This window comes from Laspinema palackyanum D2c (assembly GCF_025370875.1).
In the GTDB taxonomy this organism is placed as follows: domain Bacteria; phylum Cyanobacteriota; class Cyanobacteriia; order Cyanobacteriales; family Laspinemataceae; genus Laspinema; species Laspinema palackyanum.
Genome location: NZ_JAMXFD010000004.1, coordinates 38,425 through 60,154, shown reverse-complemented (window position 1 = coordinate 60,154; position 21,730 = coordinate 38,425). Strand labels below are relative to the sequence as shown.

Annotated in this window: 15 protein-coding genes and 2 pseudogenes; 3 read left to right on the top strand and 14 right to left on the bottom strand. The window is 48.2% G+C overall.

Features of this window, described 5'->3' with window-relative positions; translation table 11 throughout:
* Positions 1 to 72: 72 nt before the first annotated feature.
* The 8 genes and pseudogenes from NG795_RS07075 to NG795_RS07040 form a co-directional block, all read right to left on the bottom strand.
* Positions 73 to 1,059 (bottom strand): HMA2 domain-containing protein, encoded by a 987-nt coding sequence (locus tag NG795_RS07075; protein ID WP_367287957.1) that lies wholly within the window; start codon positions 1,057 to 1,059, stop codon positions 73 to 75.
* Positions 1,060 to 1,589: 530 nt separating this feature from the next.
* The gene (locus NG795_RS07070) at positions 1,590 to 1,859 is read right to left on the bottom strand and encodes a FeoC-like transcriptional regulator (RefSeq protein WP_367287956.1); all 270 of its coding nucleotides are present in this window, start codon (positions 1,857 to 1,859) and stop codon (positions 1,590 to 1,592) included.
* Positions 1,860 to 1,997: 138 nt separating this feature from the next.
* Entirely contained in the window at positions 1,998 to 4,313 is a 2,316-nt protein-coding gene (feoB, locus tag NG795_RS07065) for a Fe(2+) transporter permease subunit FeoB (protein ID WP_367287955.1), read from the bottom strand.
* Positions 4,310 to 4,954 carry a FeoA family protein gene (locus NG795_RS07060; protein ID WP_367287954.1) on the bottom strand — a complete coding sequence of 215 codons (645 nt, stop codon included), beginning with the start codon at positions 4,952 to 4,954 and terminating at the stop codon, positions 4,310 to 4,312. Before NG795_RS07060 ends, feoB begins: the two co-directional genes overlap by 4 nt.
* 559 nt (positions 4,955 to 5,513) lie before the next feature.
* A complete protein-coding gene (locus NG795_RS07055; RefSeq protein ID WP_367287953.1) occupies positions 5,514 to 6,392 on the bottom strand; it encodes an alpha/beta fold hydrolase in 879 nt (292 codons plus the stop codon).
* Between the two features lie 118 nt (positions 6,393 to 6,510).
* Positions 6,511 to 7,333, bottom strand: a pseudogene (locus NG795_RS07050) (Uma2 family endonuclease).
* A 248-nt stretch (positions 7,334 to 7,581) separates the two neighbouring features.
* A complete protein-coding gene (locus NG795_RS07045) occupies positions 7,582 to 8,604 on the bottom strand; it encodes a CobW family GTP-binding protein (RefSeq protein ID WP_367288166.1) in 1,023 nt (340 codons plus the stop codon).
* 87 nt (positions 8,605 to 8,691) lie between these two features.
* A pseudogene (locus NG795_RS07040) lies at positions 8,692 to 9,908 on the bottom strand (ISAzo13 family transposase); the annotation flags it as partial.
* Between the two features lie 97 nt (positions 9,909 to 10,005).
* On the opposite strand from NG795_RS07040, the gene NG795_RS07035 reads away from it, so the two are divergent.
* Positions 10,006 to 10,821 (top strand): NAD(P)/FAD-dependent oxidoreductase, encoded by an 816-nt coding sequence (locus NG795_RS07035; protein ID WP_367287952.1) that lies wholly within the window; start codon positions 10,006 to 10,008, stop codon positions 10,819 to 10,821.
* Here NG795_RS07035 and NG795_RS07030 read toward each other — a convergent pair.
* Positions 10,797 to 11,282: a GNAT family N-acetyltransferase gene (locus NG795_RS07030; protein ID WP_367287951.1), complete on the bottom strand. Its 486-nt coding sequence runs from the start codon at positions 11,280 to 11,282 to the stop codon at positions 10,797 to 10,799. The two genes, NG795_RS07035 and NG795_RS07030, sit on opposite strands and share 25 nt — an antisense overlap.
* 869 nt (positions 11,283 to 12,151) lie before the next feature.
* On the opposite strand from NG795_RS07030, the gene NG795_RS07025 reads away from it, so the two are divergent.
* Positions 12,152 to 14,560, top strand: a complete 2,409-nt coding sequence (locus NG795_RS07025; protein ID WP_367287950.1) for a GAF domain-containing sensor histidine kinase — start codon at positions 12,152 to 12,154, stop codon at positions 14,558 to 14,560.
* 141 nt (positions 14,561 to 14,701) lie between these two features.
* On the opposite strand, the gene NG795_RS07020 is transcribed toward NG795_RS07025, so the two are convergent.
* The 5 genes from NG795_RS07020 to NG795_RS07000 form a co-directional block, all read right to left on the bottom strand.
* Entirely contained in the window at positions 14,702 to 15,205 is a 504-nt protein-coding gene (locus tag NG795_RS07020; RefSeq protein WP_367287949.1) for a hypothetical protein, read from the bottom strand.
* A gap of 350 nt (positions 15,206 to 15,555) precedes the next feature.
* A complete protein-coding gene (locus tag NG795_RS07015) occupies positions 15,556 to 16,374 on the bottom strand; it encodes a creatininase family protein (RefSeq protein WP_367287948.1) in 819 nt (272 codons plus the stop codon).
* Positions 16,375 to 16,660: 286 nt separating this feature from the next.
* The gene (locus NG795_RS07010; protein ID WP_367287947.1) at positions 16,661 to 17,575 is read right to left on the bottom strand and encodes an alpha/beta fold hydrolase; all 915 of its coding nucleotides are present in this window, start codon (positions 17,573 to 17,575) and stop codon (positions 16,661 to 16,663) included.
* A 229-nt stretch (positions 17,576 to 17,804) separates the two neighbouring features.
* The gene (locus NG795_RS07005) at positions 17,805 to 18,167 is read right to left on the bottom strand and encodes a DUF1815 family protein (RefSeq protein ID WP_261198817.1); all 363 of its coding nucleotides are present in this window, start codon (positions 18,165 to 18,167) and stop codon (positions 17,805 to 17,807) included.
* A gap of 494 nt (positions 18,168 to 18,661) precedes the next feature.
* Positions 18,662 to 18,874 (bottom strand): DUF2839 domain-containing protein, encoded by a 213-nt coding sequence (locus tag NG795_RS07000; RefSeq protein ID WP_367287946.1) that lies wholly within the window; start codon positions 18,872 to 18,874, stop codon positions 18,662 to 18,664.
* A gap of 969 nt (positions 18,875 to 19,843) precedes the next feature.
* Between NG795_RS07000 and NG795_RS06995 the strand changes: the two genes are divergently transcribed.
* On the top strand, positions 19,844 to 21,523 hold the full coding sequence (locus NG795_RS06995; protein ID WP_367287945.1) for an MBL fold metallo-hydrolase: 1,680 nt from the start codon (positions 19,844 to 19,846) through the stop codon (positions 21,521 to 21,523).
* Positions 21,524 to 21,730 lie beyond the last annotated feature (207 nt).

Sequence of the window (21,730 nt, the reverse complement as noted above, 5' to 3'; positions counted from 1 at the left end):
CTGGCTTTCTGGCGTAAATTGTTGTGAATTGCCACAGTTTTTGTGAAGAAACCCGGTTTCTAACCTGTGCGATTACACCGACGCCCCCATAAACCGATTCATCATGGCATTCACAAAGGCCCGAGCAAAACAAGGGTTAAAATAATTCAAGGCATCCTCGTCTGCATCCTGGGCTAGAATCCTCTCAGGTTCTACTTCGGCGACGCCTGGGGTTTCTTCGGGATAGTCAGGTTCTTCCAGGGAATTGCGTTCTAGGGTGGGGGTTTCCTGGGGTAAGGAATCGGCGATCGCCTCTTGAATCATCTCCACTAGGTGCGATCGCCAGGATTCATCTAATCCGGCAGCAATTTCATACTGAACCACAATCGAGGCGGTGAGAGGATTGAGGCGGATTTCGGTAACTTCGGGTTGGGCGGATATCGCAGTTTGGAGGCGACTGGCACAAGTGCTATCCTGGGCAATTTTGGGCAGGCGCAACCGCACTCGTCCTGGAATGGCATGAACGATTTCGACTCCCATCCCGGATGGCGCTTTCACCGCTGATTGAGGGGCAGTTGCTGCCGGAGTTGCCACGGAGGGAACCCTTACCACAGCAGCATCGGTGGAGTTTTGCTCCAATTGGGCGATCGCCTGTCGTGTCACACTCGCCGCTATCACATTCCCCAGTAACGCCCATCCCCCCCGCAGTTTCAGCGTCTGAGTCACCAACATCCCGGCAATCATCGGGGCTAATGTCTCCAATTCTTGATGATGGAGTAGAAAATTCCCCACTTGCTTTACCGGGTCCTGGTCGCTTTTTATCCCAGAAATTCCCCACCCTTGCAGCATTTCTATCACCTGAATCAGGGGAATAACATGAGGATTGAAGACAATAATTAAATCCCCCGTTTTTTCCTCCGTAGAAACCGCCACGATTCCCGGTTCTTGTCCCACCTGTTGCCCGAGCAGATTCAGGTAAAGAATACCCGTGCTATCCCCTGCGCGCAATTGCACACAGCCCTCAACTGCCTGAACTAATTTAACAGTTCCGGTTCCAGTGGTTGCCGTTTGACTGACCATTCCCTTTCCTCCCCTAGCCCCGGGTATTTTTCAATCCGTTATCGCCGATGGCTTGAGGACTAAAAGTTCACCCTGGATAAAACTCTTTAGTCTTAGAATAAAACTTTGTCTGGATTTTAGCAAGGGTTTTCGGGATTGTTAACAAAACTTTAATACCAGCACTTCTGTCCGATTTTCTGATACCATTAAATCAGCTCAATTTTGTTTATTGAGAACAAATACCAGTAATTTTTTATCGTTGCCAGGTTACTCAATCGAGTCGGGTGATACAGCAATGGTTAGAAACCGGGTTTCTTAGCAACATTTCTGGCAATTCACACCCAATCTAGGCCAGAAACCCGGTTTCTTGTCCTGGAGGTGTAGTCCTAGTTTGAGTGATACAGCAATGGTTAGAAAGCGGGTTTCTTAGCAGCATTTCTGGTAATTCGCACCAAATAAGGGTCAGAAACCCGGTTTCTTGTCCTGTGGGTCCTGGAGTTTATTGAGAGGGTTTGTCATGTCCGCTTGACAAACCCTCTCAATAAATTCCTTTATCCCGAATGAGGACAAGCGGGAGAGAGGGGTTCAGTGGAGAAGCAATCACCTTTTACCCAGTAATAAATAATCAAGGTCTCTGGGGCGCAACTGCCACAACTGCCACAACGATTCGAGGAAACTATCTTTTGCACCCGCCCTTTCCGAATCAGTTTCTCTAACATGGGACTCAAGGCATTAGAACTAACATGAAAATGCTGTTCCAGTTGTCCCAGGGAGGCTTGACCCTGTTGAGATAAATAGGTTTGAATTTCCGTTAATATCATCTTTCCTGACTCATCTGGAAGAGGGAACGCATCCTTTTAAAACCGTGATCGAGTTCATTATAATTAAGGGATGGGGTAAACAGATTTGCCTCAATTCTAAACCCTCGCTCATCCGGTTATTTCTGCTGCCGATCGCCTTCATCCCTTAACCGGCACAACGGGTCGAGAGAGTTTCATCAAGACAACACTGGCAACAGCAAATAGCACCACCCCCACAATCCACAAGAGGGAGGCGATCGCGTGTTGTGAGAATGTTGCCACTTGATAGAACATCACCGCACTACCATAAGCCAACCCAGTGCACCAGAAGGCCACAAACAAGGTCCATCGCAGACTGGTTTCGCGATGAATCGCCGCAATGGCAGAAACACAGGGAGAATATAAAAGAACGAACAACAGATAAGCAAAAGCACTGGCTTGGCCCTGAAAACGCGCGTTCATTTCCCCAAACGTACCCGCGACAATTCCCGTTTGTGCGCCCCTCTCCTCACGGTCCAAGGAGTCTTGGATATTTAAACCGAGGGGATCAAGCAACGCTGCCGGAACTTTGGCTAAATTGGCCGGAATTGAGGCAAATGCTTCTTGGACTTGTCCCCAAAAGTCAAATTCCTCTGCCGTTGCTTCATCCTGCCCAGTCGCCCGTTGTCGCGCCATGTTACTATACAAAGAATCCAAAGTCCCCACTAACGCCTCTTTCGCAAAAACCCCGGTAAAAATCCCCACGGTAGCGGGCCAGTTTTCGCGCTGGATTCCCATCGGGGAGAGGACTGGGGTAATCGCTTGACTGGTGACACTCAAAATTGAGCGATCGCTGTCTTGGTTCCCAAATGACCCGTCAACCCCCACGGAATTTAACAACCCCAGAACCATCACCATAATGATGATAATTTGACCCGCTTTCAAGATAAACCCTTGGAGGCGGTCCCAGGTATGAATCGCCACCCCGCGCAAGCTGGGCAGGTGATAGGGAGGGAGTTCCATAACAAAGGTGGAGGGTTTTCCCTGCAACAGGGTCTGCTTCAACACTAACCCCGTCACCACCGCAGCGAGTACGCCAATAATATATAATCCGAAGACAATATTTTGACCGGCGACGGGGAAAAAGGCAGCGGCAAATAAGGCATACACAGGTAATCTAGCCCCACAGGACATAAAGGGATTCATGGCGATGGTGAGGAGGCGATCGCGCGGATTTTCCAAGGTGCGACTGGACATGATCCCCGGCACATTACAGCCAAATCCCACCAACATCGGCACAAAGGATTTCCCTGGCAGTCCCACAAATCGCATGAACCGATCCATAACAAAGGCGGCCCGGGCCATATATCCAGAATCTTCCAAAACCGACAGGAACAAAAACAAGAATCCAATCACGGGAATAAAGGTGGAAACCGTTTGAATCCCGCCTCCTGCGCCATCGGCCAGCAGGGCCACCAACCATCCTGGAGTACCAATATTGGCTAGGAATCGGCCCAATCCGTCCACAAAGATAGCCCCAGTGAGAATCTCAAAAAAGTCAATAAAGGCGCTGCTGATGTTGATGGTAAACAAAAACATCAGATACATCACCCCTAAAAAGATGGGAATCCCTAACCAGCGATCCAGGACAATGCGATCAAGTTTTTCGGTCATACTTGCACTCACTTCTCCCTGGCGTTCGGTGACTCCTTGGGTAATTTGGTGAATGTAACTATACCGACTGTCAGCAATAATAATATCCAGGTCTTCCTCCAGAACCTGATGAATTTTGCGCCGGTAGGTGACAATGATCCGGTCCAGTTCGGTATCCGTGGAAACCGATGCGCCGCGATCGTCGTATTCCAACAGTTTGAGGGCGGCCCATCGCGGTGCAACGGTGATTTTCCGGTCGGCGATCGCGGTTTCAATGTCTAAAAAGGCTTGTTCCAGAATCGCTGGATAGGGGACGTAAGCTTGAGGCAGGGTGGGACGGTCTACTTGTTGGGCGATCGCATCCCCCAAGGCACTCAACCCTTCCTTTTTGGTCGCGACAATCGGTATCACCGGACAGCCTAAGCGTTCTGACAAGAGCACGGGATCAATATTCATCCCCCGTTCTTTTGCCACATCCATCATATTCAAGGCGATCACCATCGGCAGACGCATCTCGATTAATTGCGTTGTCAGATACAAATTTCGCTCTAAATTCGAGGCATCTACAATATTAACGATCGCCGTCGCTTCCCCGGACAACAGATAATCCCGGGCCACCAGTTCATCCAGTCCCGTTTCATCATCTTCCGCATCTAGGCAATATACCCCAGGCAGATCCACCACGGTAATCTCACGATTCCCGTCGCGATAAGTGCCATCTTTGCGATCCACCGTGACTCCCGGCCAGTTGCCGACGCGCTGGTTGGATCCGGTCAAAGCATTGAACAGACAAGTTTTTCCGCAGTTCGGGTTCCCTAACAGGCCAATAATGGGGTACTTCATCGGTCTACCTTTTCTATACAGAGTGCATCGGCTTCGTCTTTCCGCAGGGTCAGGCTAAATCCGCGTACCTTGATTTCCGTGGGGTCGCCTAGGGGTGCGTGGCGAATAATTTTAAACTCGGTTCCTGGGGTTAATCCCATCGAAAGCAGTCGGCGCTTATAGCTGCGATTTGTGGATTCATAGCCGATAATTCGCCCTTTGGCACCGATCGCAATCTCGCGCAACCGGGTTTTTAACCCTTTTTTGGGCAGGTTCTGGCGCTCTCGGTAACCCTGGGTTGAATCCACACAAAGGATATTTCCGGTCATCCCAGCCCCTAGCCCAATCTGGCAATCGGCCATCATGACAATCGCTGATCCACTGCCACTGCGATCGATGACGAGGAATTCTGTCCCCTGTCTCACTCCCATTTCTTCCAGATAGGTTTTCAGGGAACTCCCCCCAGTAATTTGCGTGACTCGCAGGCGATCGCCCGCTTGGGCAAGGGATAAAGGACTATCCCCCGTTCCATCTTGGGGATTGCAAGGTGGGGAAATCTCCTCGGTTCGGTGGGGTTGAGTCGCGCCCCCAAAATAACTAAACCAGGTATCCTTTGGATTCCGATATCCCTGTGCCTTGTGCAACATCCCGAGTCCTTTCATGGTCTACCTCTATCTATTGAGAATCTTTATTAATAACGAGATAGGAAAATCCTACCTTATTCTCATTTAAAAAATAAACGCTGTATCTAAAACAACAAATCAGTAGCTGGCTGTTCATCCTTTGGCCGGATCGTTAGGCAGCCACTACCGCTTGATTTAAGCTCCTAGACTGCATTAAAGCATCTCTATACGCTCCAATTTTGACGAAATTCCCCGAGTTACACAACAACCGGGTTGTTGAAGTGGGAATAACTCCACTTCATAGTTATCGTTTATATCACGGTTTTCATCCTGAAAAAAATTCTTGTAACAATATTTAACCTTGTTGAGAGTTAAATCCAGTCAAACCCAGGGCAATCCGGAGTTATAGGCGTTGGAATTAGCCGATGGGGAGTCGGTTTCGTGACCACAAACCGGAATGTCAAGGATTGGACATAGAACACCGGGAACCGGATCCCGCTAATAATTATTAACTTTGTAGATTAAAATAAACCCGAACGTATAAAATCGGGTATAGACTCGACTCTATACGCTCGGGTCCATCCCCCACCCCAGGCGATTATAAAAAGTCACCGACTGCCTCAACAACCGCAGTCGGAAATTCTTCATGCATTCCCAGAGAACCGGCCACCCGCGCCGATTCCACCCCAGGCAATTGGGCGACTGCCTCCATCACCGACTGGGAACCCGAGGGGGCCAAGGTGCCAATAATCACCTTCACCGGCACAAGTAAGGGCTGAAATTGGGCTAATATTTCCTGGCGATCGCCTGCCGGGTCCAGAGTCCCCGTGACAAAGGCAACCGGGGCAAATCTGCCGCCAGGGTGTTGGGTGCTGTCGCGCTTTTGAGCAATGAATTCCGGGGTCAACTTGGCCGGATCCACAAAAACGTGCTGTTTATACATAAATTCCAAAAATGCCGGGTGAGTATTCAAATCGTAAAGAAACTCACCAATTCCCGGAGTCCGCACAGTTTCTCTCACAAAATCCCTTACAGGTTCCGGCACCCCCATAATCCGCAGGGGTCCCAGCCAAGTGGGAGCTACTAACACTACCTTAGAAACCCGTTCGGGGTGGGTTTTTGCCAACTTCATAGCATATCCGGCCCCATGTCCTGCTGCCACAATGGCGACGGGTCCCGGGAAGACAGAACTCACGAAATCCGCCAGAAACAGATGGTAAAATTCTGGTCCATACTGTACCCCCGGGCGGTCCGAGTCTCCAAATCCGGGCCAATCGAGTGCCACGACTTCAAAGCGATCGCACAACCGTTCCGCCATCCCCCGCATCTCATCGCGACTGGACACGGTACTGAAAGCGGGCAGTAATAACAGAGGCATCCCCTGTCCTCGGGTTTCATAAGCAACGGCGATCGCCTGGTTGTCATACTTCCACAGATACTCTTGTACCGTTCCGCCAATTTCAGTTAGATTTGTCATTTGTTTTTTGTGATTGGTTGCTGGTCATTTGTTTGTGGCTATTATATCCCAAATACAGAAGAAAGTGCGTTTATTTTAATAAAACGCACTCTCAATTTATGAATAAAATGATTTACTTTTAACTCATTTCCCGGACTTGTTCTAAGGTCAAATTCAGGGCTTCGGCCACCTGTTCTGGAGTCAAACCCATGCCTAACAAACGGGGGATAGATTCTCGTTGGGAACGCTCGGCGCGATCGGCTCGTTGGCGTTCAGATTCCGCTCGTTGGCGTTCAGATTCTTCTCGTTGCTGTGCAAGTTCTGCGCGTTCTGCTCCAGTCAGCAACAAATTTCCTTCTTCATCCCACCACCTTAACCAGAGTTGAGTTTGATTTTGGTAACTGCCTTGCCACAGTCCCAATTCTATGCCTAATTCGGGGATGGGATAATGTCCGCGCTCGTTCGGTTCTAGTTTTTGATACAAGTACCCCCTCAGTAAATAAAGGAATTTTGATGATTTTTTCATACACCCAAAACTTACCGGGTTTTTGTCGGGGTGCATCTGCGCTTCTGTTGAGTGGGGTGCGATCGCGTTCTTCCTCCCCAGTCCCCGAGGCAAATTCGAGAGCAATTAAGGGGGAGACATATTCTCTCCAATACACATAGGACCGGCGAATTTCACCGTCTAATTTGGGCGGAACATTCGGAACGTAAAACCAATCCGGTGCCTCTGCGCCTTGTTCTGGAGGTTCAGTTTCTCGCCAGTAAATGCCGCAGTCTTGTCCGATCGCATATTCTCCATCGGGATGGATTCTTTCTAATACTGGACCAATCGAATCCGTGAGGAGAATGCTTTGGGGATGGGCATAAAAGTTATGAACAAATGTACCATCGGACTCGGGTAATTGCGTATGGTCGGGAAAGGCAGGTGGAACAATATAGGGGTCCAGGCTTTCTGTCATCGGTTCCCTCCAAGATTTGGTCTGATGTTCAGACTATTTTTTGAGTATAGCGAACCGGGGCAAAAATTCGAGACTTTTTCCTAGGAGTGGGAGCATCTTGCTCCCTACTACAACAAGGGAGCAAGATGCTCCCACTCCTCTAGTCCCTTGAGTCCGACACCCTTCTATAACAAGCCGGTTTTATTTAAGAATTGGGGCGTTATTTTTTCGAGAATCAACAACAGTTCCTTAATATTTTTTTCCTAAAATTAGACCAAGCAAGCGGTTAACTCTGCTTTAAGTTGGTCTGGGTCTAAATTGCGTCCGATTAAAACCAGTTGATTTTTAGGAGGTTCTAGCCAATCCTCTTGGTTCAAATCGTAGCGAGGGCCGCTCAGTTGAAAGACATGGCGGGCTTCACTTTCTGCAAACCATAAAATGCCTTTGGCTCGAAATACAGAGTTTGAGACTTTTTCCGTTAAAAAGGTTTCAAATTTCTTGACGGCAAAGGGGCGATCGCTCTGAAATGAGACGGAGATAAACCCATCATTTTGTAAATGGTCAGAATGATGGTGATGATGCTCATGGTGATGATGTTCATGCTCATGCTCATGATGTTCATGATGCTCATGGTCATGATGGTTATGATGCTCATGATGCTCATGTTCCTCTGGCGCTGATTCATACTCTTGATAGGCTCCTGGTTCCGTCAATTCCACATCCAAAATCAAGGGTAATGGTACTTCTCCATATTGCGATCGCAACATTCTCGCCCCGACTTTCACTGTGCGAATGTAAGATTCTAATTCCTCAATTTTTTCAGGGGGAGTTAAATCCGTTTTGTTTAACAGCACAATATCCCCAAAAGCGACTTGTTTTAAAGCCGCTTCACTGTCAAAATGCTCTGGGGTAAAAGTGGAAGTATCCACCAAGGTTAAGACCGAATCCAGTCGAGTCAGGTCTCGTAACTCACTTCCCACAAAGGTGAGGATAATCGGCAAAGGGTCGGCAATGCCCGTAGTTTCTATCACCCAATAATCAATTTTATCTTGCCGTTCTAGGATGCGGTAGACAGCATCAAACAAACCATCATTAATCGTGCAGCAAATACAGCCATTGCTCAACTCCACCATATCCTGGTCCAGGGAAACCAAAAGTTGGGAATCAATATTAATATCCCCAAACTCATTGACGAGAACCGCCACTTTTAAATCCTGCTTATTCTTGAGAATTTGATTCAGCAGAGTAGTTTTACCACTGCCCAAAAAGCCCGTAATAATCGTGACGGGCATTCCTCGTTTGGGTAAATATAATTCAGAGACTGGGTTGGATGTTGTATTCGGGAGTTCCACAAAATAAAACCTGCAAAGTTCACGGGCATTATAGAAGATGTCTACAAACCATTTACCCAAGTTGTACTGATTTTCTGGCTCTATGTTTATAAAACGAGTGAGCTTGGTTTCTAGCTTTTCCATTGCTTTACAAGTTAACTTGACTCCTGTTTGAGATGTCTTATTTACGAGTTTTACCACGGGATTATTGCCTTTCCAAGTCATGGGTTTTGCCCACTGTAAAGCGGTTTTGATATCCTCAAGAATGGTGCCATTCCAATGATTTTCTAACAGGACCCAAGTCCGCTCAACTGGATTATATTTACTGTGATAGGGCGGATAGTATGCCATACGCACGTTGATTGTATAAGTTTCGACAAACTCGACAATGCGGTTCATAAATTGAGTTCTTCGTGAATGATTCTCTGGCCCATTATCTTGTTTGATTAGCAGAGTCCTACATCCCTCAAACTTGGAGCCAAACTCTTGCCACCACTGTTCTAAAATATCAACTATGCTTTTCTCTAGTCACTTGGGATTCTATAAAATATAAAAATAAGTCATCTGACTGAGGTAAAAAAAATCCCATAAGGTATGACTTTACTGTTTGAATTAAAATCATGATCGCAAGCGAACGTTGGGACGCGAGTTTTTCCTTTTCGGGAAAAAGGCCCAATGTTAACTGCAGCTTTGCCGTCCATTGAGATTTCTAACGTGGTAGGAGAGAGTAAAGCTTCTTGATTAATCACTTCCATCTGCTCAAAAATTTCATCGGTTTCGGGAATTTTTTTTTGAGGTTTACTTTTTTTCACTTTTTGCGGGTAATAACCTAAGTGGTTAAGTTTCCGTCGAATGGTTTCTGTCGTGGGCAACTCTTCTGACCTATAGTTTTTTTGGACAATTAGTTGCTTTCTTACGAATTCTGCGCTCAATCGGGTATATAAGCGGCTACTTTTAAATGTAGGGTCCGTTTGACTTTGACTATCTACTATCGATTGAATATCTATTAATAGATGCGGCAAATGTTTTTCAGATTTTTTGCGACCTCGGCCTTTATAATTATCTACACAAGTTATGCCGGTCTCTAGTTCCCGTACTCCTTTCCTTACTGTATCCCTATCCCATCCCAGTTCTTTGTTAGCTCGACTCTGACCCCCAAAGCCTAAGTCCTTAACCGTCAGAGCCATGAAACGACGTCTCGCGGCTCCTTTCAATTGCTTTGCTGTCTCAATTAATAAATTTTTCACCGAATCTGTTAATTCCATCTGCGTTCTCCTTGCGCAGGGGGTTAATGCTTATTTTATCACGGCGTTGCAGAATTTATTTTCTGGAAATCCCTTAGAGAGAGAGGGAGACTCTCCGGTGATAGCGCGACGAGTGGTGATGGCAAAGGGGGGAGGCAGGCCCTTTGTTCCGGACTGGGTGCAGCAGATTGAGACGGACTACCCGGGCGATCGCCTCTGTCATTCTCAGTCTGTGGATTTACGGCAGTTGCAGTTAAAGGGCGATCGCATCTTGATCATTGGCGGTGGGTTAACCAGTGGACATCTGGCAACTGGGGCCATATCCCGGGGGGCCAAGGTCACCCTGATGATTAAGCGGCGACTCCAAGAAAAACTGTTTGATGCCGAACCCGGTTGGTTGGGTCCTAAATATTTGAAGGGATTTACGGCAGAATCAGACTGGGGTCGGCGTTGGCAGTTGATCCAACAGGCGCGGGATGGGGGGTCAATGACGCCGGAGGTGGGGACTCGCTTGCGCCGAGAACGTCGCAATGGTAACTTGACGATTCAGGAGGAATGTCAGGTGGTGCGGGCGGGTTGGAACTTGGGAGAATGGCAGATTGTTTGCAATGATGGGACAAGCTATACCTGCGATCGCATTGGGTTAGCGACGGGGACAAAGGTAGATGTAACCACCGATCCCTTATTTAATCAAGGTATGATAGCACATCCGATTCCGATTGTCAACGGATTGCCGGTTCTGGATGAGCATTTACGCTGGCCCGGTTGTGAATTGTTTATTATGGGTGGGTTGGCGGCGTTGCAGGTGGGTCCGGTGGCGCGGAATTTATCCGGGGCGAGGATGGCGAGCGATCGCATCCAACCGGCGTTAACCAAGGCCAGTGTGAGAAAATCGTTTCCCGGTTTGCGTTATGCTGGAAGGTGCTTGACATAGATGCGATCGCACCTAGCGGTTTCCACGCCGGTTGCGGGTTGATAGCCGTTGCGTTCGTAGAGTTGCACCGCTTCGGTGAGAACGCTGGCGGTTTCTATCCAGATTTCCGAGAAATGGCGGGTGGCGATCGCATCTTCGAGTTGTTTGAGGATAAATGTTCCTAAACCTTGACCTCGCACCTCGGGTAACAAGTACATTTTGCGAATTTCTACGGCATTGTTCCCACGGGGAACTGGATAGTATCCGGCTGTCCCCACAATTTTATCAGATTGTGCTATAATCCAGAATTCACCTCCAGTATTGTGATAAGCTGTTTCAACTTCCAGAACATCGCGATCGGCCTCCAGGGGGTCCCAATTTAGGCCGTATTCTGCTAAAACTGACTCAATGACTGCTGCTGCATCGGTGCGATCGCCCGGTTGCCAGGACCGAATTTGAAATTGTTTATACTGTGGGTTCATGGGATTGAGCCTTGTTCCTTGATTCTGTTTACAGTGAACTTTTGGTCCATTTTATCTTGGTTTGTATAAAAAAATACGACTTAGGGAACTCCAAAAAAATAAAACCTCCAAAACGTTCGTAGTGACTCCTTGATGGAGTCATTTTTAAAGAAACCCCGTCAAGGGGGGACGTTGAACGTTTGAATGATTTATATTTTGCCCTCCCCTTACTCCGTAAAGTTTTAACGGGTTTATCCTCACTCTCTATCGCTTTTATCGGAAAACCCCCGATTCTATTTACCTTTGAGGTTTCTTTGGTCCATAACTCTCCGTATCCTCTGGCCTCCCCCTTCCGTATTTATACGGAGGGTTTTTCAAAAAATCTCGGTAATTCAACCGTTGGCACTTTTTTTAAACCCAGGTTAGTGTATAAGCACAATCAGGATTGGGCATTCTGAGCAAAGTGGGGCGATCGGGAGATAAAATTCAAAAAAATAGAGGGGGTTTTCAAGCGTGATCCGGTTAAAAAGTTAACTCTCTAGTTAGAACCTTAAAAGCCTGCGATCCCAGGTCGAGAAAGAACATAAAAAATCCCCCTCCGCACTTTAGGGAGAGTAGGGGTGGACTAACTCATGAGACATCTCTACCTCATGGTAGATGCCAAGATGGAAGGTCTAAGAAATAGATATCCAATGAGGCCGAACCGAAAGCGAGCTACAACGTCGAGCATCAGGATCCACGAAAAATAGACGGCTTCCTCAAGGGCAGGGGAAAGCTAGGGGAGGAAAAAGATTTTCCTTCAGAGAGTGAAATAAATTTTTAGGGAATCAGATCAATACAATAATAAGCGTCCAATCTTTTATAAAATTAGATAGCTAGAGGGAACGCAGATGAAAGGAAGCACTCAAATTTTTAAAATTAATCTCAGGCGGCTTTTGGTGAAGCCGGAGGTTAGAGAGATTTTGACCCCACTGTTGAGCGCGATTCAATCTCAAGCCTGCACGATCTGGGATTCAGCAGGGCAGATCCTCCTGGGCACCCCCAGGGAGGAACAAGTAGAAAGCTATCCGATTGAGCTATCTGGGGAAGTCTTGGGCTGGGTGCGAGGAGGGGAGGAAGCCGAATCAGTCGGGAAGTTACTGGGGTATTTGGCGAAAAAAGAGCAAGAGAAAAAGCAACTGGCTCATGAAGCGTTAGATAAATATCGAGAAATTACCCTGCTGTACAATATTTCTCAAAAATTAACCGCTTGCTTGGATATCAAGGAAGTGGCTAAAGTCGTGCTGGATGAAGCCCAGAGGCTGCTCAAGTCCAGTAGGGGATCGATCCGATTACTCAATTCGAGTACGGGAGAACTGGAAACCTTGGCCCAGTTTGGACAACAGGGAGAGGAATTCGCCTTCCTCAAGGTAGGAGAGGGGATTGTCGGTCAAGTGATTGCCTCGGGAATGGGAGAAATTGTGAACGAAGTTAGTCACGACCCCAGAAAAGCTGCGGATGAAATCCCGGTAAAATCCCTGATGGCGGTTCCCCTAAGGACGAATGATCGCGTCATTGGGGCAATTTCGGTAAGTACCTTGGAAGCTCATAGTTATGCTGCTGGGGATTTGAAATTGTTAACCATGCTGGCGTCTCAAGCTGCCTCAGCCCTAGAAAATGCCATCCTCCACGAATCGCAGTTAGAAGAAAGTCGCCGGGAGGCATTATTGTTCCGGTTAGCGAGTCAGATTCGGTACTCCCTAGATTTAGAGACGATTTTAGAGACGGCAGTGAGCGAGATCCGGAGTCTTCTGGATATCGATCGCTGCTTTTTTATGTGGTATCGTCCCCATGCCGCACTTCCAGCCTGGGAAGTGGTCAAAGAAGCCCGCACGGCAAGATGTGTGAGTTTGTTGGGGTACTATTGTGCTGACGACATTGGTTCTTTGGGGGAACAGTTGATTGGCCGAGAAACGGTCAGAGTTGATCAAGTGGAGAATGCCAGAGATTCTCAAATGCGCGAGTTTTGTGTGCAGGGAGGATTGAATTCGATTGTGGCTTTACCGATCCAGACGCGATCGGGAGCAATCGGGGCGATCGCCGCCGGGAGTTGTGGCATCATGCGACCTTGGAGCGATCGCGAGGTGGAACTGTTGGAGGCGGTGGCGAATCAACTGGCGATCGCGATCGAACACGCTGAAATGTATGAAACCAGTCAGACGGTTGCCCTAGAAGCTCAAACCCAAGCCCAACAACTCCAATGCACCCTGGAAGAACTGCAATATACTCAAACCCAATTGATTCAAAGTGAAAAAATGTCCGGTCTTGGGCAGATGGTAGCGGGGATTGCCCATGAGGTGAATAACCCGGTTAACTTTATTCATGGCAATCTGGAATATGCCCACCAATATAGCGACGCTTTACTCAGTTTGATTGATTTGTATCAAGAGCATTACCCGGAGCCTAACCCAGCCATTCTCAAACGAATCGAAGCGATCGAACTCGACTTTATCCGGTCAGATTTTCCCAGTTTGCTCTCTTCAATGCTGGTGGGAACCGAACGGATTCACGAAATTGTGCAGAGTCTGCGAAATTTTTCTCGACTTGATGAAGCGCAGATGAAACCTGTAGATATTCATGAAGGGATTGACAGTACCCTATTGATTTTACAACATCGCTTAAAGTCTAGCTCGGGAGCATTTCCCATCGAAATTGTCAAAGAGTATAATGAGCTGCCCCCGATAGAATGCTATGCGTCTTCTCTTAATCAAGTGTTTATGAATATCCTCAGTAATGCGATCGATGCGGTGGAAGAAGGGCCGGACACAGTGGGGAAAATAGAGATTAGGACCGAACTGATCACAGGAGACTGGAAACGGGCGATCGCCCGCAGGAGCCTGGGAACGCCAAATCTGGAGCAAGGCAGGGATTTATCTCGGGGCGATCGCTACAAGGCTTTCAAATCCTGCCCTGGCATCACCCCCCACCCCTCCGATGTTTGTGCAGCGATACCGGGAACAATCCCCCGTCCCTCCTTCGTGATGATTCGGATTCGGGATAATGGGTACGGCATCCCAGAAGACTTACAAAAGCAACTCTTTGACCCATTCTTTACCACCAAACCTGTGGGTAAAGGGACTGGACTGGGATTGTCGATTAGTTACCAGATCGTTGTCGAAAAGCATGGGGGACAGCTGCTCTGTTTTTCAGAACCCGGAAAAGGCACAGAATTCGCCATCATCATTCCCCTCAAACAACCCCTCGAAGTCCAGAGTGAGGAAGTTCTAAACTGTTTGCCGAGTTGGGTACTCAGTTCATAGCGTTGTAGATTGGGGTTGAGGGGCTAAGTTTTCAGCGGTGTTGTTTGAGGGAGGGACTAAGAGGGACCCTCTTCCCGCAGGGGTTCTGTTTCGGATCGCGGTTTTAGGTGTGTGAGGAGTTCGGGCGATCGGCGATCCTGGTCAGAAACCGTTGCTCGCTTTGAGGGTTTTAGCAGTGCGAGTGGGGAGAAAATCACTGGGCTGGGCACGAAGATTTTGATAGAGTTCAAGGACCTGCTGAGTATAGTCATCAAACTCACCGCGATCGTACAAGTTCCCATCACCGGACACCCACCAAGCCGCCGCACGACGCACAGCGATTTCTTCATCGTCCCCACTGAGTGGATACTCCGCCCGCAATACGTCCTCCATCACGCACACTAAAATATTTTGAGCCTTCATGCGATCGGAATTAAATTGTTCCGGGGTTAATTCCTCCCCAATACAGAGCCTTGACCACCTTCTAATATTTGCCGGTTTGATATTCCAGGCACTCTCAAGTCCATCATCCCTCCCCGATGAATTGGATGTAACCAAGCGCAGCGCTTCCACCAGCGCCACTACTTGGGAATCCGAGATTTGTCCCCATACTGGAAATGCCCATAATACAAAGCTGGCTAATAGTCCACCCAGCAAAATCCGCATAATTCTCCTCTAAAAGTCCGCCCATTGATTTTGACTTATACTGGGCCAACTGTCCATCTTTATTTTAAAAATTATAAGAAGGGAACAATAGACAAACTTTTTTGTCTTTATCTGTTTTATCGGCTGCCATCTGACCCGCATCAAAGCCACCCTTAGAGGTACTCTCGAACATCACTTTTTGTTCAAGTCAAGCCTTTCAAAAACTCCAGTTAGTCCATCTCTGGCCCATCCCTAAAAAACCCACGGGCCTTGTTAAGGGGGTATTGAGGATTTCTGTAGGCGAATCTATTCGGAGTTTAGAGATTTTGAGAACAAGTTAGGCGGATTTGACGAGGGTTTCACTTATGCATTCACCCACAGTTAGAATGAAGCCCTCCTGGAGAGCGAAATTCATACACCTCTTGAATCACGCGCACCCAACCCTGGGCTAAGGATTCCCAAATGCGATCGCCCTTCTCTTTCGTCGCCGCAGTCCCATCCCCGACCACCCCACTGTTACTAATATGATGGGTTAACCAGGCAAAAGTTAATGGTCCTTTAGTTCCTAACAAACTCCCTTCTGGACGTTCCGGGGGATATTCCTCCACGGCTTTTTCCATCTTCACCCAGTCGGGCAAAACTGCTAACATTAAGCTCGTTTCTGCATCCCCCGCGTGCATTCCCAACCTCCGCTCTTTTTCCGAAATGAGCGCTTTACTTTCATTGGGAACTCGCCAAGTAAATAGTGGAAAGACCATCAAATCTGGATACTTTGCCGTTAAATCCTGAGCCGCGATTTCCACCACTTGCGGTTGACCGCCATGAGAATTCATGAAAACTAATTTTCTAAATCCTGCCCGATAAAGGCTCTCCCCAATCTCCATTAAGGTCGATAAAAGGGTCTGAATACTTAAGCTAATCGTCCCCGGAAAATTCCCATGCTCATTAGATTTTCCATAATATAAAGGCGGCAAAGCATAGGCTGGAATCTCAGGACTTAATTGTTCTAAAGCTTTTCCTAAAACCGCCATACTAATCGCACTATCGACAATCACAGGCAAATGAGGACCATGTTGTTCGATCGCCCCCAAGGGTTGAATGATTACAACATTCCCTTTATCGGGCATCGCCGCGATATCCGTCCAACTCAGATAGGGAAAAAAACGCTCAGGTGGGATGAAACTGTGCATGGGGAGATAGGGGAGATAGGGGAGATAGGGGAGATGGGAAGGATGGGGGGATGTTCAACGTCCCGACTGAAGTCGTTCTCCTCTTTTGTTTGTAGTAACGACTTCAGTCGTTACCGCGTGACTTGGCATAAAGCCAAGTCACGCCCTCAGCTTAGGCTCGTCCTCCAGTTCCGAAGCAGGTGCTAGACCCTCGGATTGCTCGTGTGATGGCGACAGCCATCACACGAGAGCAACGACTGAAGTCGTTACTACAAACATGGACCCAATCTCCCCCATACTCCCCCAATCATTCTTCCCCCTTCTTAATCAACCGTCCCCGATGGGATGTTGCGCGCAAGAAGGAGAGCAATTCTCGATTCACGAGATGGGGGACTTCCTGCTGGATCCAGTGACCGCAGTGGGGAACTAACTTGAGTTGAAACGGCGCTTTAATTAACCGATCGAATCCATCGGTTAACTTATTGCTCAAAAACGAATCTTCTTCCCCCCACAATACCAGGGTGGGTGCGGTGACATAATGAGGCGATCGCCCCAAATTCTGGACCCAATTCAAGGGAGACATCAGTTGTCGATAATAATTAATCGCCGAAGAGAGGACTCCAGGTTTTTCTAATGCTTCCTGATAAATCTTAGTCAGTTCCGATGTAAACGCCCCTTTGCGGATTGCTTGTTCCTGGAATACCTTTTTAACAAAATCCTTTAAGTTCTGCTGGATCAGCCACTCCGGGACTCCTGGAACCTGAAATGCCAGGACATACCAACTGCGGCGTAGTTGATCTACGTTGCTCCCCATTGCCTGTAACCATTGTTGGGGGTGGGGTGCATTCAAAATTGCCAAGCGATCCAAGCAATTGGGAAAACGTTCAGCCAGATGCCAGGCGATCGCCCCTCCCCAATCATGACCCACGATATGGGCCTTGACATATCCTAAACTTTCAATTAAACCTTTGATATCTGCACTTAACGTATCCAGATCGTAGCCACTGTCTGGCTTATCCGAATCGTTATAGCCGCGCAGATCCGGGACGACTACTTTAAAATATCGAGAAAGCGCTGGGATTTGATAGCGCCAGGAATACCAAAACTCCGGAAATCCGTGCAACAGGAGAACGAGTTCTCCTTCTCCTTGAGAGACACAGTGCAAGCGGATCCGGTTCGTTTCAATATAATGATGTTCCCAATTAGCTTCTAGGGCAGTCATATTTTTTTTGCAAGCTGGCTGTGTGGATCCCGAAACGCCAATTGAAGCCAGATAAACCCCAGGAGCGCTCGTTACCGTGGCGTTTGTCGTTCCGTTCTTTCAGCCTAACATTTTTCAGCCCCAAAAAAATTAGCCCGCTCTCTTATCGTAAACCCGATGTTCTCCTGATCGACCACCAGGAGATTGAGATATCGGGTTCCCTTCAAGGGCGAGCCTCAGACCCGTGTTGCTACACGAGTTGCTCATTGACGTCTTCCACTGCCAGATCGGGCTGGTCTGGAATAGCTTTCATCTGACATTTGACCAGGTTGGCGAGTTCCTGAAGCTGGGCGATCGCTTCTGCGCCCTCTAATTTCATTAATTCGCGATCGTCGCGCATTTCTGTCCAGGTAATCCCATAATCCGACACCAAAAACCGAATCAAGTGATCTTCTCCTAGGCTCACCATAAAGGAGGCGCTATTCATTTGGCCCCCGCAGGTATAGCAAGATGCCAGGTAACCCCGACGCTCTAGCACGATCGCTAGGGCCTGTAGGTTCATGACCAGATCCTTGACAAATTGACGGTGCTGTTCGGCGAGTCTGATAAACACTTACTTTCTCCTATCACCACACCACATTTTAGAACTTTTTAATGTTTTTTTTAGATTTGACCTCCTCCTGGAGTCGATATAATATCTAGGGCTTCACCTGTCCAATGGTAGTCCAATTGTAAACGTCCCACGGAAGGGATGCCACTAAGTTAACGTGATTCATCGTTCACAGGAGGTATCCGTGACGACACTTGATAGTTGGATAGGTCATAGATTCAAGAGAATTCCGGGGGTTTCCGGAGTGCTTTTCCCTGTCTAGATTGACCCCCAATTCCCTAAAACCTATGGAGGCTGGTTAGCCTACGACGATCGCCCATAAGAATAGGAAATTCTTATCAGAGTGATTAGAAAATTGTTTGAGAGATTGTCAATACTTGGATTGTCTAAGCGGGGTAAGGACCCCGTTAGCCTCGATACCAATCGGCATCCCAGAATGCCACTCGGTAAAGAAATTCAGCGTTACATCGCCCCTGAATTAGCTTAAAAAGGCCAATTTAGTTCACTTCCCACCAACCCATTGCAGGGCCAATGAAGCGAACGGTTAACCAAGCTACAATCAAAAACCCAATCCCTAGCCAACTTCCTTGGACGGTCCACTTCACAAACTGTTCTGATTGACTTTTAGTAATCGGCAACCAAGGCACGATTCTGGGCTCTTTGCCATACTGATCTCCGAGCGTTGACTTGCGACGTTTTGCTTCACCCATAGTAAAGAAAGTAGAAATGCTAGAATTTCAATTGAGCTAACGGATCCAGTGGGAAATCCCCCTTCCTCATGCAAAGCATCCCGGTTAAGCCGATGATTTCATTCCCCGTTGCCATCGAAAGAAACCGGCCCGTTGCGAGTCTTCGTGCCGAGAAGGATGAGGGTCTGATAGCAACCCTGTTGAATATTAACTTGATTTCATAGCCGGTTGCTCACTTTTGTTGCCAAACTTTACTTAATCTTTCAGTTTCACTGGTCTGGGCCTTCCCGGGAGAGATCAGATCAAGGGGACCCCAAAGCGGGTTCTGTCCCTAAGAAAATTGCTTTTTTCCGAGAGATTGAGTCAAGCAACCCAGTTTTTCATCTCTACTGTACCGATGCCCTAGGATAGGATTTCTTGACAAAACCCTGACCGATGGAGGGCAAAGGGAGCGATCGCCTCCCGGTTGCCCCCTCTGTCCCGGGAAAACCTGATGGAGAGACCCCATTAGCTAAGGAGGGGAGCAAAAAAGGATTTGAGGATGATCCCCTTCCTTGGTAGCATCAAATCTAAGTCATCGAATTCGGTCAGTGGATGAACATCCAGAAATTCAATTGCTTCCAGGAGGCGATTCCCCTGAGTAACAGATCTATCTCGATAGAACAGAATCTAGCCTTATCCCCTAGCCCGGTGAGCAAAGCACTTGCCTCATCTGGGTTTTCCATTATGAGAATTTATTCTAAAAGCAAGCCAAAACCGGGCAGGAAACAAGATGCTGTAAGGTTGCAAGGTCCGGAAGGATTGACCGGCAAAATGGGTCAGGGCGATCGCCTCGATCCATCCAACCCGAGAAAGGTCCCAAAGATTCCGGTATCCCCCGCATGGAACGGCAACCGCTTGGGACAGAGTACCTGGGGTAGAAGAATCCCAACCCCTTCATCCGCTATCATTCCAGACTTGAGTCGCGATGTTCAGGTATGCTCAGCGTAAATGGATCAGCTTGAATGTTTACCCTATAGTGTCGGTCATGGAGATGAGGGAGTCTCCTTACAGGTGCGGATGGGACCCTATCGCATCCTCCTCGACTGTGGCATCAGAGATATCTCACCCTTGCAAGCGGGTTTGGAGAACAAAGGCAGTGGCCCTGGCTCCTTACCGGCAGATTTAGTGCTGGTTTCTCATGCTCATGCTGATCATGCCCGGGGTTTATGGTCCCTGCATCAAGCCTTTCCCCAATTACCGATTTATGCCAGCGAAGTCACCACGGAACTACTTCCCCTGAACTGGCCCGAGGGAGAACGCGATCGCTTAAGATTTTGTCAAGCCTTACCCTGGCGCACCCCGGTTGAATTTCTGGATGGATTGACCGCTGAATTATTTCCCGCTGGACATCTCCCAGGGGCAGCGGCTATTTTATTGAGCTATACCCCCACCCCCTCCGGGCGATCGCCTCAACCGCCCCGACCCTATACCCTGCTTTATACCGGAGATTTTTTCCTCTCCAATTCTCGCTTAGTGGAAGGATTGCCCTTAGATGAACTGAGGGGATTAGATCCAGATGTGCTGATTGTCGAAGGCAGTTATGGGACCTCGCGGTTTCCTCATCGCCGATCGCAGGAAAACCAACTCGCTGAACGCATCGAACGGGCGATCGCCCAGGGTCAATCCGTCCTGCTTCCTACCCCTACGGTTGGTTTAGGTCAAGAAATCCTGATGCTTCTACGGAGTCATCACCAATTCACCGGGCGAGACTTGGATATTTGGGTCGAGGGAACCGTTGCCGATGCTTGTGATATTTATTTAGAACTCCTCCCTCAACTCCCCGCCTCAGTCCAAAACTTTGCCCGCCATCAACCCCTATTTTGGGACGAACGAATCCGTCCGAGGGTGCGTCGCTTATTCCCCGAACACCATTCGGAACTGGCAAACGGTCCTTGTGTCCTGCTTACGGAATTAAATAGCAATCTTAAAAATTTTGAGGGAGGCGATCGCCAACCCTGGTTGATTTTGCTTCCCGAATATCCTGGACAACCTCAGCGCTATAACCCAGATTCGTTATTTGCCCATCTCCCCAAGTCCCGCTTTACCCTAGAAACCTATCTCCTCGCCCAACATTGTGACGGCAATAGCACCACTCAACTCATTCATAACTTACATCCCCAGCACGTCGTCTTTATCCACGGTTCCCCTGCCTATCTAGCGGACTTAACCAACTTAGATGAACTCCGCAACCGTTATCATTTACATACTCCAGAAGCGGGGAATCTCGTAGAACTCCCGATCGGGGAGACAATTTTGCAACCAGCTACCCCGGCGGAAATTTATCCGGGAGAACTCACGGAACATCAAAGCAGCGTTACCCTTTCTCTGTCCCAAACTTTGGCCTTGGATCCCCGGTGGCAGAAGTTTTCAGATACTGGATTAATTGAAGCGCGTTGGCAGGGTGAGGAATTAGTGGTGCGTGGGGTTTCTCAACGAGAATTGCTTTCTCAAGGGAGTGCCGCCCGGGTCAGCGCGAATATAGAATGTTGCGGAAACTGTCGGTATTATCGAGGACAGCGTTGTTGGAATCAGGTTTCCCCTTTGTTTGGGTTTAAGGTGACTCCCGATGGTTATTGTCCCGCGTTTGAAGCGGCGCTGGTTCCACCTGTCGCGCCGCCTGATGCATAAGGCTATTGCATCCGGTTGTTAAAGACCTAATTTACTCTTGAAAAAAGTTGCAACAACCGGCGGGGGTTTAAACGTTGGCGGACTAACAACTTAAGCCACAACCTGCGGGGGATAAATCCCCCGCCTAATAGCTAAAGTCGGTTAAAAACCGACTGCAAGTCTTATCCCCTGGTGTTTTCAGTCGGTTTCAACCGACTTGATTCTGTT